Origin of the sequence: Streptomyces sp. NPDC047022 (genome assembly GCF_040644155.1) — a bacterium.
In the GTDB taxonomy this organism is placed as follows: domain Bacteria; phylum Actinomycetota; class Actinomycetes; order Streptomycetales; family Streptomycetaceae; genus Streptomyces.
Genome location: NZ_JBEYVV010000028.1, coordinates 1 through 14,747 on the forward strand (window position 1 = coordinate 1; position 14,747 = coordinate 14,747).

Sequence of the window (14,747 nt, forward strand, 5' to 3'; positions counted from 1 at the left end):
GGCACCCCTGCCCGGTCGAACGGAAACGACAAAGGGAGCTTGCCCGACCCCAACTCCACCAACCAGAACAATCCTTAGCCGCGACGATCTACTAGACGATGACCACCGACGCGTACGTAGTGCCGGCCCGGTGAAAGTCGGTCCATGAACACTGTCCTGGATCGCGCGGAGATCGTTTTGTGGGTACGGCATACGGACGGCCGGTGGTCGGCCAGGACGGTCTGGGTGGTGCCGCTCGACGGGGAGGCGTATGTCCGCTCGGCTTTCGGACCGCGCAGTGCCTGGTACCGCCGGGTCCTGCGGCATGCGGACACGGCGGTGGTGGTGGACGGGGTCCGGCTGTCCGTCTCCCTCCAGCCGGTGGACGACCCCGGACTCGTCCAGCGCGTCTCCGGCGTCTACCGGGCCAAGTACGGGCTGAACTGTCCCGGTCCCGTGGAGTCGATGAACGGGCACGAGGCCGCGGCCACCACCATGCGGCTAACGGATGTCGGGCAGGTCCCGCAGTTGCCTGCGTGAGGTGAGCCCGAGCTTGCGGAAGATGTTGCGCAGGTGCGCGTCGACCGTCCGAGGGCTGAGGAACAGCTTCGCCGCCACCTCCTTGGAGGTGGCGCCGTCGGCGACCAGGCGCGCGATGTGCACCTCCTGCATGGTCAGCTGGTCCGATGCCTTGGACGTGCGGCTGCGGGCGTGCTCGCCCGTCGCACGCAACTCACCGGCGGCGCGCTCGGCGAACGCCTCCGCACCGAGGTCGGACAGCGCCTCGTGCGCCGGCCGCAGCGCGGACCGGGCGTCACGCCGTCGCCCTTGGCGGCGCAGCCACTCCCCGTACAGGAGCTGGGCGCGGGCGCGGTGGACGACCAGTGCGGGGCCCTCGAGCAGGCCGATCGCCTCCTGATAGGCGGACTCGTCCTCGGTCACCAGGGCCCGTGCACAGGCCTCGACGCCACGACCCCACGCCTGCCGGCCCGCCCGGGTGCGCTCCTGGAGGGATGCCAGGGCCGCGGCGGCGACCGCCGTCTCGCCGCACCGCACGGCTGCCTCGACCAGCTCGGGCAGGGCAAGGCCCGCCGTGCCGACGGCGCCGTACTCGACTGCCTGCTTCGCCGCCTTCAGCGCTGCCGGGTAGTCGGCCAGGCCGTTGCCGAGCACGGCCGTCGCCCACGGCACGCTGAGGCTCATCCTGTGATCCACCGACGCGAACAGTTCCACGGCGTCCTCGCGCCGCCCGCGCATCGCGGCCAGGTGAAGTCGCGGGTAGACCAGCGGTGCCGCGCCCGTGGCGTCGGCGATCGCCTCCTCCTCGGATATCAGCTCCATCGCGCCACCGAAGTCACCCGCGTGCACTGCCGCGGTGGCCTGCATCGCCAGCCCGATGGGCAGCGCGTGGAAGGAGCCCGATTCGCGGCCGGCCGCGACGGCACGGGTGGCGATCCCGCACATGGCGTCGAGGTTCCACAACTCGGTGGCCAGCATGAAGCCCAGAGACGGCCGCCGGGCCCACACCTCGTCGTCCGCGTCGCCGACGATCGGCCCGAGGATCTCGCCCGCCGCCCGATGCCCGTCGCCGACCAGGCTGATCAGGCCCGTCAGGACCGCGGCCGTGCCGGATACCGGCTCGCCCGGCGGCGGGGCGTTCCTGGCGGCTTCCACGACGTCGTCGAGGCCGCCGAGCAGAAGACCCATCTCGACGGCGTCCAGGTAGCACTCCCGAGACCGGGCGGGGTCGGTGGCGGCCAGCCGGGCGGCGGCGCGCAGGAGGTATGCGGTGGGGCGTTCGTCTCCCCGGCGCCGGACGAACGACAGCCTGCCGCGGAGCAGGTCGGCCATGGCGTCTTGGCCCGGATCGGCGGTCCGGACGGTGGTGAGCAGGTCGGCCGCCGTGTCGAAGTCGCCCACCGAGAGCTTGGCCTGGACCGCGGCGAGGACCCGCTCGGCGCGCTGGTCCGGGCTGATCGTGAGCGCGGCCGAGCGTTCGAGGAAGGCCGCCGCCGCCGCGACACCGCCGCGTTCCTGGGCGCGGTTGGCGGAGGCTTCGAGTTCGGCGGCGACCTGCTCGTCCGGGCCCGCACTGGCCTGGGCGCGATGCCAGGCCCGCCGGTCGGGGTCGGCGACCGGGTCGGTCACGGCGGCCAGCGCCTCGTGCGCCCTGCGCCGCTCCTCCGGCGCCGCCGCGCGGTAGGCGGCCGACCGGGCGAGGGGGTGGCTGAACCGGATCCGGGTGCCGAACTCGACCAGCGGGACGGACTGCGCCGCGGCAGCCGCGTCGATGCCCAGGAGTTCGGCCGCACGCCACAGCAGACCGGGGTCTCCGGTCGGGTCGGCCGCGGCGACGGTCACCAGCAGCCTGGCCGCCGGCGGCAGAGGCTCCAGCCGTGACCGGAAGCTCTGCTCGATCACGCCGGGCACGGAGTCGGGCTGGGCGAAGCCGCCGGCCATCCCGGCGAGTCCGGCGGTCCTGGGGAGCTCCAGCAGCGCGAGGGGGTTGCCGCGTGCCTCCGCCAGGATGCGGTCGCGCACCCGCTGGTCCAATGGGGCGCGGATCGCCGAGGACAGCAGTGCTCGGGCATCCGATTCGCCGAGACCCTGAAGCGAATGGCCGGGCAGCTCGTCCAGTTCGGGCAGGCGGCCCGGCGCGCGCGCCGCGAACACGAGGGCGATCGATTCCGCCGAGACCCGGCGGGCCAGGAAGGCCAGTGCCTTCGCCGACGCCTGGTCCAGCCACTGTGCGTCGTCGACGACGCACAGGAGCGGGCGTTCCCGCACGGTCTCCGCCAACAGGCCCAGCGACGCGACGCCGACCAGGAACGGATCGGGTGTGCCGGTGTCGAGACCGAAAGCGATCTCCAGCGCCTGGCGGTGCGGCGCGGGCAACGACTTCAGCCGGCCGGTGACGGGCGCGAGCAACTGGTGCAACGCGGCGAACGGCAACTCCATCTCGAACTCCGCGCCCGATGCCCGTACGACGAGGAAGCCGGCCGCGGCCTCGTCCAGGTGCCGAAGCAGCGCGCTCTTGCCGATGCCCGGCTCACCGCGCAGGACCAGTGCGCCGCCCCGGCCCTCCCGCGCGGCTCGGAGCAGCGCATCGAGCCGGCGTATCGCGTCCTCACGGCCGACCAGCGCGTTCACGTGTGTCTCGGGCATGTCCAAAACCTACGCGGTCGTACGCCGCTGGGGAATTCAGGGAAGCGCTGCTCATGCGTCCCTCCCACCGAGGAGCTCTACGGTGCGGAGCATCGCCGAGTGGTCGAGGTGGCCGTCGCCGCGTGCCACGGCGGAGGCGATGAGCTGCGCGGCGGCCGTGCCGAGAGGGATGGCGGAGCCCGTCTCGCGTGCGGCCCGGGTCGATCGTCGCGGTCACCATGCAGGCGTGCGCCGAGGCCGTGGTCTTCCTGGAGAAGTCCGGCGTCGACCTGGAGACCGCCCTCGAGGTGCTGAGCGGCGGCACGGCCGGCTCGACCGTGCCGACCTGTGTCCTCGGCGAACACGGCGTCCCGGGTGCCCTGCCGTCCGGTCGTGCCGAAGACGGCGACATTGATGCCCAGCAGCTTGAGCGTGGCGGAAGCGCCGATGTCCCCGAGCGGTTCCGCTTCCCTGCCGAGGAGTTGCCGGGCGACGCTGCAGGCCGTGCGGTGTCCGGGCGCGATCAGTCCGTAGCAGCGGCCGTCCAAGGCCGCGCACTCCGCGACGGCCCACAAGCGCGGCGTGCCGGTGCGGCACGGCCGGTCGCGGCAAGGCGACCCGGGCGAACCCCAGGGACCCCACGCACGGCTCCGGTCAGCCCCCCGTGCCGCGTCGCGTCCGCACGCTCCAGCGTCCGTCGCCGCGCTCCAGACGGACGGGATGCGCGAAGCAGTCACTGACGAGCTCGCCGGTCAGGACCGCGTCGGCCGGCCCTGCGGCGACGCAGCGTCCTGCCCGCAGGAGCGACGCGTGCGTGACGGTGGGCGGCAGCTCCTCCAGATGGTGGGTCACCAGCACGGTCGCCAGATCGGGGTACGAGTCCGGCAATGCCTCCAGGTGTTCGATCAGCTGCTCCCGGCCGGTCAGGTCCAGGCCGGTGGCGGGCTCGTCGAGCAGCAGCACGCGCGGCCGCGGCAGCAAGGCGCGGGCGATCAGAGCCCGGCCGCGCTCGCCCTGCGACAAGGTGGGCCAGCGCGCCGTGGCGCGATGCCCGAGCCCCAGCAGCTTGATCAGCTGCTCGGCCTCGTGTTCCTGCTCCGGGTCCGGGGCCCAGCGGGGCGGTGGTTCGACGCTCCCGGTGATCCCGGTGAGGACGACCTGCCGCACGGTGAGCGGCGATCGGAGGGGGTGGCGGGGGTTGACGTGGCCGACGAAGCGGTGCAGTTCGCGCAGGTCCACGCGGCCCAGGACGTGGCCGAGGACGTGCACCGTACCGTGGGTGGGATGCTGCCGCGCCCCGAGCAGCGACAACAGCGTGGACTTCCCCGCCCCGTTGGGGCCGAGCAGCGCCCAGTGCTGCCCGGCCTCGACGGTCAGCGAGACGTCGCTGAGGATCGGATCGCCGTCCCTGACGACGTGCACGTCCTCGGCGCGCAGGACGACGGTGTCAGTCACGGGCCGCACCCTGGGCGCGGTTGACGGCCGCCATCACCGCCTGCAGGATGGAGGTGTCCCAGCCGGCGCCCCACACCTCCCGGTCGCCCACGCGGCAGTGGGCGTAGGCGGCGGCGGGCGCGTCGGGTCCGGCCGCGGCGGCGTGCTCGCTGTAGGCGAGGATGTCCACGGCGACGCCGGCCTGTCCCAGCGCCGCGGTGAGTGCGGCGAGCGGGCCGTTGCCGGTACCGCGCACCCGCATGTCGCCGTCCGGTGTGGCGACGGTCGCGGTGAACTCGTGCCCGGCGTCGGCGCCGTTGGAGCGGGTGTCCCAGTCGTGCAGCAGGTACGGCCCGTCGTGGGCGGGGTCGATGTACGTGGCGTGGTACAGCTTCCACAGGTCCTCGGCCGGGAGTTCACGTCCGCTGTCGTCGGCGACCCGCTGCACCGTGCCGTAGAAGTCGGGGCGCATGGCGGACGGCAGGTCCAGCCCGTACCCGGTGTGCAGCAGGTGCGCGATGCCGCCCTTGCCGGACTGGGAGTTGACGCGGATGACCTCTTCATAGGTGCGGCCGATGTCGGCCGGGTCGATCGGCAGGTAGGGCACGCGCCACGGCGCCTCGGACGCGGGGACGCCCAAGCCGGCGGCCTGCTGCTCGTGGTGGGCGAGGCCCTTGGCGATGGCGTCCTGGTGGGTGCCGGAGAACGCGGTGTGCACCAGCGCCCCGGCGTAGGGGTGGCGGACGTGGACGGGCATCCGGATGCACTCCTCCACGACGGCCTTGACGGCGTCGATGTCGGACAGGTCGACCATCGGATCGACGCCCTGGGTGTAGAGGTTCAGGACCAGGGTCACCAGGTCCACGTTGCCGGTGCGCTCACCGTTGCCGAACAGACAGCCCTCCACGCGCTGTGCTCCCGCCAGCACGGCGAGCTCCGCGCAGGCCACGCCGGTACCGCGGTCGTTGTGCGGGTGGACGGAGAGGATGACCGAGTCGCGGCGCTCCAGGTTGCGGTGGGCGTACTCGATCTGGTCCGCGTACACGTTGGGCGTGGAGATCTCCACCGTCGCGGGGAGGTTGATCACCACCGGACGGCCGGGGGAGGCGTCCCACAGTGCCGTGACGCTGTTGCACACGTCCAGGGCGAAGTCGGGCTCGGTGAGGTTGAACACCTCCGGGGAGAACTCGAACCTGACGTCCGCCCCCGCCAGCTTCTCCTCGGCCCGGCGCATCAGATGCGCCGCACCGTCCGTCACCATCCGCTTCAGTTCCGTACGGTCGCGGCCCAGCACCACGTTCCGCCAGGTCGGAGCACAGGGGGTGTACATGTGGATCAGGACGCGGGGCAGCCCGGCCACGGCGTCGACCGTGCGGTCGATCAGCTCGGCGCGGGCCGGTGTGAACACCGAGACGGTCACGTCGTCCGGAACGGCGCCGCTGGTGGCCAGATGCCGTACGAAGTCGAAGTCCGTCTGGCTCGCCGAGGGATAGGCGACCTCGATCTCCTTGAACCCCATCGCGGTGAGCAGATCGAACATCCGCCGCTTGCGGGAGGTCTCCATCGGCTCGGGCAGCGCCTGGTTGCCGTCCCGCAGATCCACGGGCACCCACAGCGGCGCCTCGGTGATCCGCCGGCCCGGCCACTGGCGTTCGGCGTCGGTCAGGGGAACGCGGACCCGCTCGTGGGCCGGCTCATAGCGGTGGTGAGGCATGGCACTGGGCCGCTGGGGGTTCCACGCGGGAGCGCCGGCGGGAACGGGCCCGGACGGAGTGCGCACGGCAGGAAAGGCGGAGTGAGACAAGGGGATTCCCATTCTTCTCGCGGTCAGCACGGAGTCGACCGGCGCGCAGCACGGCACCCGCTGCGGGGTGCCGGTCGCATCAGGCCCCGCAGCGGCAGCCGAGAAGAAGGAAGCCACGCAGTGTCACGGCGAGTACACTACAGACATCTCTGCTTCTCAGACAACCTGATAGGTGAGCGGACTCCCATGACACTCGACCCTCTGCGCCCCAATTCGCTGGCCGACCAGGCCGCCCAGCGCCTCCGCGCGGAGATCGCCGACGGAACCTGGGCGGTAGGGGACAAGCTCCCGGGTGAGACCACCCTGGCGAAGACGCTCGGAGTGGGCCGCTCCACGGTGCGCGAAGCCGTCCGTGCGCTCGCCGCGGCGGGACTGGTACGGGCCCGGCAGGGCGCGGGCGTGTTCGTCACGGCCACCATGCCGCACGAGGACTGGCCCACCCGGCTGCGGCAGTCCGCCATCACCGAGATCTACGAGGTGCGCGCCATGCTGGAGGTCGAGGCCGCCCAACTGGCCGCGCAGCGCCGCACACCGGAGGACATCGCCGCCCTCGACGCGGCGCTGGAACTCAGACGCCGAGCCGCCGACGGCACCGACGCGGAATTCGTGGACGCCGACATCAGCCTGCACGTGGCGATAGTCGTCGCCGCGCACAACAGCCTGCTGACGGGACTGTTCGAGGAGTTCCTCCCGGCCCTGCGCCGCGGCCTGACCGACCTGCTCGAACTCACCGCTCTGCGCTCGGGCGACGCCAGTCACGGCGACGAGAGCCACGCGGCACTGGTCGACGCGGTGCGCCGTGGTGACGCGCGTTCGGCGGGCGCGGTTCTGCGGGCCGAGCTGGCGGAGACGCTGGCCAGATTGCAGGCCGTCTGAGGGCCCCCGCCGGGGTAGCGGATGATGCGTCGGGAAGTCTGGGCACACCTGATCGTGCACCACTGCCTGAACCGCATCATCGTGGAAGGTGCAGGACGGTGATGGTCAGTCCGCACTCGTCGCCGAGGCCGGCCAGGTCCTTCTCGAACAGGTGGGAATCGGAGAAGTTCGCTCCTCCGGAGGCGGCGGTGATCAGTATCCGGGGTGCGTCGGGGCGGTCCCCCCGACCCTGCCGGCCCACCAGCGGCGGATGGACCCCACAGTGAGGGCCGCTGTGTCGCGGCCGGTGCCCACGATCACCCAGCCGGTGTCCTGTCCCAGGTCGTAGACGCCGTAAGGGATCGCGACCAGGGTGCCGGGGTCCACGAGTCGTGGTCCTGGGCCCTGATCGGAGCCCCCTGGGGTCCGCCGCCTGGGTGGCGGACCCCGTCTTGAGGCCGAGGTTGTCCGCGCGCAGGCGGAGCGGCTCCTGCCGGGGGCCGACGGGAGTGAGCCCGAACGTGTGCCGTTCCGGGACGGGCAGACCGGCGACGTCGAAATCGTGGGAACCCGTGCCACGCGGCCCTGTGGTGTGCCAGGTGTCGAGCACTCGCGTGCGCGGCATCGAAGACGGCGATCCTGGAGACGCCTTCCCCAACTCCCTCGCATGACCCGCGAGAACGCTGACCACCCGGCCTTGGGGGGACCTCCCGACGGGCGACGAGTAAGCGGTCACCGAGTGGCCTACCCATTCGGGTACCCCCGTCGAGCAGCCGCACAGCCGCACGAACGACATGCACGAACACGCCTGTTCCAGGCCTTTCGCGACCAGAAGACTCCAGTCGTCAGATCGACAGCTGACTGCCGCGTTCGGCTCGGCAGGAAGGAGAGGGCGGCATGGTGACTGCGGGCGAGGCATGGTGGTCAAACGCGGGCGGCTATGTGCCCGGCGTACTGGAGACGCTGGCGAAGCACCCTGGCAAGGTGGTGCTGCGCTACCCGGGTACGGAGCTGACAGCGGCCGACTACCTGCGTGCCGTCACCGGCACCTATCGCGCCTTGCGCGCAAACGGCGTCAGGCGCGGCACCGTGGTCGCCGTACTCACCACACCCAACAGCCCGGACATGATCACCGTGCGGCATGCCGCTCACCTGGCCGGCGCCGCCGTCTGTTTTCTGCGCTCTACCAACCCCGGTACCAGCACGGCCATGTTGCCGCTCACCGACCAACTCGGCATCCTGCGTGACACGGGCGCGGCCGTCCTCTATGCCGACCGGACCAGCGCGGCGCGTGCCGCCGAACTGGCCGAGCATTCCGAGGCAGTCCTTGTCGGTCCCGGACAGGCCGGCTCCGCCGGGATCGTGCCCACCGGCGACCCCGGGGCGATCGCCCCGGAGCGCGGGGAGCCCGACGACCTGGCAGTGATCATGTTCACCAGCGGCAGCACCGGGCGCCCCAAGGGGATCCGCAAGTCACTGCGGGCCTGGGAGGGCACGGTGCGTATCGCGATCGAGTCACCCGCGGAGGCCCCCGAGATCACGGCCCTGTTCAGCACCCCCCTGAGCCACAGCGCCGGGCTTCTGGTCGACGGTGTCCTGGCGGTGGGCGGCAGCGTCGTGCTACTGCCGGAGTTCGATGCGGACCAGGTGGCGCGCACCATCACCGAGCACCGTGTCACCCGCACCTTCATGGCCACTACCCAGCTGTATCGGCTGCTCGACCATCTCGACGATCTGGGGCACCGTGACGCCGAGGCGGCCGGCCTGGCCGGCCTGCGGAGCCTGATCTACAGCGGGACTCCGGCGGCGCCCAGCCGTATCACCGCCGCGCTCGAGGTGTTCGGCCCGATCCTGCTGCAGCTCTACGGCACCACGGAGAGCGGCCGCATCACATTCCTCGACCCGGCTGGGCACGCTGACCCGGGCCTGGCCGCGACGGTCGGCCGGGTATTCCCTGAAGTCGAGGTGGAGGTGCGTGACCTGGGCACCGGGGCGCTGTTGACCGACGGGCAGGTCGGTGAGATCCGGATGCGTTCCCCGCAGCTCATGGATGGTTACCTCGACCCGGCCCTGGACGCCGATGTGCTGCGCGATGGCTGGTACCGCACCGGCGACATCGGCTACCGCGACGACCGCGGCCACATCCACCTGCTCGACCGTGTCTCCGACGTCGTCAAGGTCGACGGAGTCAAGGTCTACCCGACCGTGGTCGAGCGCGAGCTGCTGACTGTCCCCGGCGTCGCTCTCGCGGCCGTCTACGGAGTACGCGACACCGATGGCACCGAGCACCTCCACGCCGCCCTGACCTGCCGCCCCGGCACGCTCGTCGAATCCGACGCGGTACGCAAGCACATCAGCTCCTCCCTCTCTCCGGCACAGGCCCCCGAGCGGGTCCTGGTGCTCGACGAACTTCCCATGAACGCGGCGGGCAAGCCCGACAAGGCGAGGCTGCGTGAGCACAGTGCCGCTACAGCCTGAGACCCCGCGTCGACTCAACTCCCCGTCCACCTCAGCCACCTTCACCTCCTGCTGAACGAGAGGAATCTCATGTCCCGGCACCTCGACTACTTCACCGACCAGCTCACCGAAGAGCAGCGCCGCACCCGCACCTTCCTGGAGATCGGGCGCCGAGCCGGCAACTTCCCCAGCGCGATCGCCCGCACGGCCGACGAGGACAGCGAGGTCAGCGTCTGGTGCAGCAACGACTACCTCGGGATGGGACAGCACCCTGCCGTCCTGGCCGCTGTCCACGACGCCGTCGCCCGGTTCGGCGCCGGGTCCGGTGGCTCCCGCAACATCGGCGGCACCAACCACCGCCACGTGGAGCTGGAGCGCGAGCTCGCGGACTGGCACGGCAAGGACGCCGCGCTGCTCTTCACTTCCGGCTACACCGCCAACGACGGCGCACTCGCGGTGATCGCAGGTAACCCCGAGGGCACCGTGGTCTTCTCCGACGAGCTGAACCACGCGTCGATCATCGACGGTCTGCGGCGCAGTGGCGCCCAGAAGCGCATCTTCCGCCACAACGACGTCAAGCACCTGGCCGAATTCCTCGCGCAGGCCGACCCGGAAGCACCCAAGCTGATCGTGCTGGAGTCGGTGTACTCCATGTCCGGTGACGTGGCGCCGCTCGCCGAGATCGCCGAACTCGCACGGCAGTACGGCGCGACCACCTTCCTCGACGAGGTACACGCCATCGGAATGTACGGCCCCGAAGGCGCAGGCATAGCGGCGCGGGAGGGTATCGCCGAGCGATTCGACGTCATCATGGGCACCCTCGCCAAGGGCCTTGGCACCGCCGGCGGTTACATCGCCGGACCGCAGGACCTGATCGACGCTGTACGCACACTGTCGCGGGCATTCGTCTTCACCACGTCGCTGCCGCCCGCCACCGCCGCCGGCGCCCTGGCCGCCGTACGCCACCTGCGCACCTCCGATGCCGAGCGGCAGAGCCTGGCCAGGAACGCCCGGTTGCTGCACCGGCTGCTCGACCAGGCGGACGTGCCGTTCCTGTCATCCGACTCCCACATCGTCTCGGCGCTTGTCGGCGACGACGCCCTGTGCAAGCAGGCCTCAGCGCTTCTTCTGGACCGGCACAAGATCTATGTGCAGGCCATCAACGCCCCCAGCGTCCGTGCGGGCGAGGAACTTCTGCGCATCGCCCCTTCGGCGACGCACACGGAGGCCGACGTACAGAAGTTCGCCGAGGCCCTGGCGGGCATCTGGCAGGAGCTGGGAATCGCCACGGCGTCCGACCGCGCGGCCGGACGTACCGCCGCGGTGAAGGAGCTTGTGTGACCCGCTCTCTGGCCGCCGTGCTTGCCGATACGGCAGCACGGCGGCCGGACCATCCGGCTCTGGTCCGGGACGACGCCGTCGTCACCTACAAGCGGCTGTGGGACCGGGCCCGCCATTACGCCGGAGTTCTGCGCCGCCACGGCGTCGCTCCCGGCGATCGCGTGGTTCTGCTCGTGCCCAACTCACCCCGCTTCCCGGCCGTCTACTACGGGGTCCTCGCCCTGGGGGCGGTCGTGGTGCCGATGAACGCGCAGTCCCGAGCCGCCGAAGTGGAGTTCGTGCTCAGGGACTGCGATGCGCGTGCCCTCATCTGCGAGGGCAGGGCCCTTGAGCAAGGTGCTCCCGCAGCCTCGGCCGCCGGAGTCGAGTTGTTCACCGTGGCGGACGTCCACTCCAGCGGAATCGATCTCGACGCTCCCCACGCCGGGTGGCCCATCGCGGACTACGCGGAGGTCGCCCCGGACGACCTGGCAGCGATCCTCTACACCTCGGGCACCACGGGCCGCCCCAAGGGCGCCATGCTGACCCATGGCAACATCGTCACGAACATCGAGGTGACCGCCGTCTCCCCCTTCGGGATCCAGGACGACGACGTGCTCTACGGTTGCCTGCCGCTGTCGCACACCTTCGGGCAGGTCTGCGTCATGGGCACCTGCTTCCTGGCGGGTGCCACGCTGGTCCTCGCGCCCCGGTTCGCCGCCGAGCAGGCCCTCCAGGCGATGGAACGTCATGGCTGCACCGTCTTCATGGGCGTGCCGACCATGTATCACGCACTGCTCCAAGCCGTGGCCGCGGGCGCGCCCGCGGCCCGGCTGAGGCGCGCCTACAGCGGCGGATCCGCGCTGGCAGTACCGGTCCTGGCGCAGGTGCGGCGCGCCTTCGGCTGCGAGGTGTACGAGGGGTACGGGCTGACCGAGACCTCTCCCTGTGTCGCGTACAACCATCCAGGGACAGCACCACGTCCTGGCACCGTGGGACTGCCGGTCGAAGGCGTGGAGGTGGCCATCGCCCGTGCCGACCTGGAAGGCAGCGTGGAGTTGCTTCCCGTGGGCGAGGTGGGCGAGGTCGTCGTCCGAGGCCACAACGTGATGGCCGGGTACCTCGGTCTCCCGGAGGCCACCGCCGAGGTGCTCGTGGACGGGTGGTTCCGCTCCGGAGATCTCGGGCACTTGGGACCGGACGGCTACCTCACACTCGTGGACCGGAAGAAGGACGTGATCATCCAAGGCGGCTACAACGTCTACCCGCGTGAGGTCGAGGATGTGCTGCTGCGCCATCCGGCCGTCGAGCAGATCGCTGTGGTAGGCGTTCCGGATCCGGCACGCGGCGAGGAGGTCTGCGCGGTCGTGGTGCGCAGGGACAGCGCCGGCACGGATGCTGAACTCGCGGACGAGATCGCCGAGTTGGCGCGCCAGGAGTTGACCGGTTACAAGCGGCCGCGCCGCGTGGAGTTCGTCGAGCGACTGCCACTCGGCCCCAGCGGCAAGGTCCTCAAGCGTGAGTTGGCCAGACTGCTGCTCACTTCGCGAGCAGCCCGATCTCCAGCGCTCTGACCACCGCAAGGGTGCGGTTGGGGCTGTTGAGTTTGGCGAGGATGTTCCCCATCAGCCGCTTGACGCCGTTCTCGGAAATGCCCAGTGAGCGGGCGGCCTGCTTGTTGCTGAGGCCGCCCGCGACCAGTTCCAGGACCTGTGTTTCACGTGCCGTCAGTGCGACGGCAGGACTGGGGCCGGCCGGCACGAGCAAGCGCCGTGCCAGGCTCGCCGATACGTGGAAGCGCCCGGCGCACACGTCGGAGACCGCTTCACGCAGCAGGCTGAGGTGGAGGGCCGACCGGTCCACGAAGCCGTGCACGTGCGAGGCCCAGGCCGGAGCCATCCGCTCATCGGGGCCGATAAGGACCATCAGGCGCACATCGTGTTCACGCAGTTGCCGGGCCGACACCGGGTCCGTGGCCTCCGCCAGCTCGGCGGCAGATGTGAGCAGCAGGTCCGGTGACACCTCCGGGGCAGCTTCCGCGGCGTCGGCGATGGTCGGGTAGCTGAAGATGCTCGCGATCGACTCCAGGGAGCGCAGCATCCCTTCAAGTCCGTAACGGTGGATGTCCTTGCGGACCGCCAGGGCAACGGTGAGGCCCCGCGCCGACTGAGATGTCGGAAGGGACATGCTCTCCTTCTCTCTGTACGTGGGTGGGGCCCCGGGTTGTGCGAGGGCGGCCGCCCCGTTCGGGGTCGGCCACCTTGCTGTGTGTCCGGGGCTGTCGGTCAGGACCGGGAGACCGTCGGCTGAGGGGCAGCTGTCCGGACGGTCCCCGGGGCGTCGGCCGCAAGGGCCCGCTGCCGCACCAGCCACAGGGCAGTGAAGACTGCGCTGGCCAGAGTGACCACCCCGGCAGTGAGGAACGCGGTGTTCAGGCCGCTGCCGAAGGAAGCACCGTGCTCCTGACGCGTGCGCACGATGGCACCGAGCACCGCGACCCCGAAGACCGACCCGATCTGCCGAGTGGTGCTGCTGATCCCCGAGGCGAGGCCGCCTTCGCGGGGACCGACCGAGGAGATGGCCGCTCCGGTCAGCGGGGACATGGTGAGGCCGAAGCCGACACCGGTGATCGCCAGGCGCCACCACACGTTCAGGTACGGCGTGTTCGCATGCACGGAAGCCATCGTCACCAGGCCGGCCCCGGCAAGGACCAGGCCCACAGTGACAACGCTGCGGAAGCCGAACCTGGCGGCGATACGTGCGGCGTAAGGACTGCACACCACCATCGCGATGGAGCAGGGCAGCGTCTCCATCGCGGCGCGCATCACCGAATGGCCCTGGACGGTGACGAAGAATTGGGAGAAGAAGAAACCCGAACCCATCAGGCCGAAGCCGACGACGGTCATGGCCGCGTTCGAAACGGTGAACAGACGGTGCCTGAACAGACGCAGCGGCAGCATCGGAGCGGCCACGCGGGCCTCGATGGTGAGGAACAGCGCGAGCAGGACGATCGTCGCGCCGAAGCAGGAAAGGATCAGCGGCGACGTCCAGCCGAGATCGCCCGCTTCGGTGACTCCAAAGGTCAGCGTGCCCACAAGAAGGAGTGCCAGCACCTGACCGGGCAGGTCGAGCGGGGGCGCATCAGGGTTGCGACGGTCCGGCAGGATGCGCGTACCCACGACGAGCGTCACCAGGCCGATGGGGACGTTGATCAGGAAAATCGCACGCCAATCGAATGCCTCGACCAGGATGCCGCCGGCCGCCGGCCCGACCGCGAGGCCGATGCCGCTGAAGGTGGCCCACTGACCGATCGCCTTGACCCGTTCCTGAGGTACGGGGTAGGCGGAGGCGAGAAGCGCGAGGCTGGCCGGGCTGAGCGCGGCGGCCCCGATGCCCTGAAGGATGCGAGCGGCCAGAAGCCAGCCGACGGTGGCGGACAAGCTGCACAGGAGCGAGGCGAGCGTGAACACGGCCATGCCGCCCAGAAAGATGCGCTTGCCGCCGAAGCGATCCGCGAAGACGCCGCCGGCGAGCAGCAGCATCGCCACGGCGAGCACGTAGGCGTCCACGATCCACTGCAGCCCGGTCAACGTCGTGTCCAGACGCTGTTGCATGTCGGGCAGTGCCGCACTGGTGATGGTGTTGTTGAGGAGAACCATGAACTGGCCGATGCAGGTCAGGGTGAGTAAGGCGACCCTGTTGTGAGAACTGATGGGTGCTGTTCGGCGATGTCGGCCGGTTCGGCGACGGTGGG

General features: G+C 70.8%; 12 protein-coding genes and 2 pseudogenes. 6 read left to right on the forward strand and 8 right to left on the reverse strand.

Going from position 1 to position 14,747, the window contains the following annotated elements; all coding sequences use genetic code 11:
* Positions 1 to 144 precede the first annotated feature (144 nt).
* On the forward strand, positions 145 to 519 hold the full coding sequence (locus ABZ845_RS24485; protein ID WP_360983117.1) for a DUF2255 family protein: 375 nt from the start codon (positions 145 to 147) through the stop codon (positions 517 to 519).
* On the opposite strand, the gene ABZ845_RS24490 is transcribed toward ABZ845_RS24485, so the two are convergent.
* Both ABZ845_RS24490 and ABZ845_RS24495 read right to left on the reverse strand, forming a co-directional pair.
* Positions 481 to 3,144, reverse strand: coding sequence for an AAA family ATPase (locus ABZ845_RS24490; protein WP_360983119.1), 2,664 nt, complete (start codon positions 3,142 to 3,144; stop codon positions 481 to 483). The two genes, ABZ845_RS24485 and ABZ845_RS24490, sit on opposite strands and share 39 nt — an antisense overlap.
* Positions 3,145 to 3,195: 51 nt before the next feature.
* A pseudogene (locus ABZ845_RS24495) lies at positions 3,196 to 3,345 on the reverse strand (2-hydroxy-3-oxopropionate reductase); the annotation flags it as partial.
* Between ABZ845_RS24495 and ABZ845_RS24500 the strand changes: the two are divergent.
* Positions 3,335 to 3,470, forward strand: a pseudogene (locus tag ABZ845_RS24500) (NAD-binding protein); the annotation flags it as partial. The pseudogenes ABZ845_RS24495 and ABZ845_RS24500 overlap by 11 nt on opposite strands.
* A gap of 307 nt (positions 3,471 to 3,777) precedes the next feature.
* Here ABZ845_RS24500 and ABZ845_RS24505 read toward each other — a convergent pair.
* The gene (locus ABZ845_RS24505; RefSeq protein ID WP_360983121.1) at positions 3,778 to 4,578 is read right to left on the reverse strand and encodes an ATP-binding cassette domain-containing protein; all 801 of its coding nucleotides are present in this window, start codon (positions 4,576 to 4,578) and stop codon (positions 3,778 to 3,780) included.
* A complete protein-coding gene (locus tag ABZ845_RS24510) occupies positions 4,571 to 6,373 on the reverse strand; it encodes a 2-isopropylmalate synthase (RefSeq protein WP_360983123.1) in 1,803 nt (600 codons plus the stop codon). Before ABZ845_RS24510 ends, ABZ845_RS24505 begins: the two co-directional genes overlap by 8 nt.
* 174 nt (positions 6,374 to 6,547) lie before the next feature.
* Between ABZ845_RS24510 and ABZ845_RS24515 the strand changes: the two genes are divergently transcribed.
* Positions 6,548 to 7,237 carry a FadR/GntR family transcriptional regulator gene (locus ABZ845_RS24515; RefSeq protein WP_360983125.1) on the forward strand — a complete coding sequence of 230 codons (690 nt, stop codon included), beginning with the start codon at positions 6,548 to 6,550 and terminating at the stop codon, positions 7,235 to 7,237.
* A gap of 76 nt (positions 7,238 to 7,313) precedes the next feature.
* Here the strand turns inward: ABZ845_RS24515 and ABZ845_RS24520 are convergent, their stop codons facing one another.
* Together ABZ845_RS24520 and ABZ845_RS24525 are read right to left on the reverse strand one after the other, a co-directional pair.
* Positions 7,314 to 7,478, reverse strand: a complete 165-nt coding sequence (locus ABZ845_RS24520) for a hypothetical protein (protein WP_360983127.1) — start codon at positions 7,476 to 7,478, stop codon at positions 7,314 to 7,316.
* Entirely contained in the window at positions 7,430 to 7,603 is a 174-nt protein-coding gene (locus ABZ845_RS24525; protein WP_360983129.1) for a hypothetical protein, read from the reverse strand. The genes ABZ845_RS24520 and ABZ845_RS24525 overlap by 49 nt, the downstream gene beginning before the upstream one ends.
* A 510-nt stretch (positions 7,604 to 8,113) precedes the next feature.
* Here ABZ845_RS24525 and ABZ845_RS24530 point away from each other — a divergent pair.
* The 3 genes from ABZ845_RS24530 to ABZ845_RS24540 all read left to right on the forward strand — a co-directional run bounded on the left by ABZ845_RS24530 (position 8,114) and on the right by ABZ845_RS24540 (position 12,567).
* Positions 8,114 to 9,694, forward strand: coding sequence for an AMP-binding protein (locus ABZ845_RS24530; RefSeq protein WP_360983131.1), 1,581 nt, complete (start codon positions 8,114 to 8,116; stop codon positions 9,692 to 9,694).
* 69 nt (positions 9,695 to 9,763) lie between these two features.
* A complete protein-coding gene (gene hemA, locus ABZ845_RS24535) occupies positions 9,764 to 11,014 on the forward strand; it encodes a 5-aminolevulinate synthase (protein WP_360983133.1) in 1,251 nt (416 codons plus the stop codon).
* Positions 11,011 to 12,567 carry a long-chain fatty acid--CoA ligase gene (locus tag ABZ845_RS24540; RefSeq protein ID WP_360983135.1) on the forward strand — a complete coding sequence of 519 codons (1,557 nt, stop codon included), beginning with the start codon at positions 11,011 to 11,013 and terminating at the stop codon, positions 12,565 to 12,567. Before hemA ends, ABZ845_RS24540 begins: the two co-directional genes overlap by 4 nt.
* Here ABZ845_RS24540 and ABZ845_RS24545 read toward each other — a convergent pair.
* Together ABZ845_RS24545 and ABZ845_RS24550 are read right to left on the reverse strand one after the other, a co-directional pair.
* Positions 12,533 to 13,180, reverse strand: coding sequence for a response regulator transcription factor (locus tag ABZ845_RS24545; RefSeq protein ID WP_360983137.1), 648 nt, complete (start codon positions 13,178 to 13,180; stop codon positions 12,533 to 12,535). The two genes, ABZ845_RS24540 and ABZ845_RS24545, sit on opposite strands and share 35 nt — an antisense overlap.
* A gap of 98 nt (positions 13,181 to 13,278) precedes the next feature.
* Positions 13,279 to 14,706, reverse strand: coding sequence for an MFS transporter (locus tag ABZ845_RS24550; RefSeq protein WP_360983247.1), 1,428 nt, complete (start codon positions 14,704 to 14,706; stop codon positions 13,279 to 13,281).
* Between the last annotated feature and the right edge of the window lie 41 nt (positions 14,707 to 14,747).

Bases quoted from the DNA above. Each gene is read 5' to 3' on its own strand.
- ABZ845_RS24530 (WP_360983131.1), top strand. From the start codon at position 8,114: ATGGTGACTGCGGGCGAGGCATGGTGGTCAAACGCGGGCGGCTATGTG.
- ABZ845_RS24545 (WP_360983137.1), bottom strand. From the start codon at position 13,180: ATGTCCCTTCCGACATCTCAGTCGGCGCGGGGCCTCACCGTTGCCCTG.
- ABZ845_RS24515 (WP_360983125.1), top strand. From the start codon at position 6,548: ATGACACTCGACCCTCTGCGCCCCAATTCGCTGGCCGACCAGGCCGCC.
- hemA (WP_360983133.1), top strand. From the start codon at position 9,764: ATGTCCCGGCACCTCGACTACTTCACCGACCAGCTCACCGAAGAGCAG.
- ABZ845_RS24490 (WP_360983119.1), bottom strand. From the start codon at position 3,144: ATGCCCGAGACACACGTGAACGCGCTGGTCGGCCGTGAGGACGCGATA.
- ABZ845_RS24510 (WP_360983123.1), bottom strand. From the start codon at position 6,373: ATGGGAATCCCCTTGTCTCACTCCGCCTTTCCTGCCGTGCGCACTCCG.
- ABZ845_RS24485 (WP_360983117.1), top strand. From the start codon at position 145: ATGAACACTGTCCTGGATCGCGCGGAGATCGTTTTGTGGGTACGGCAT.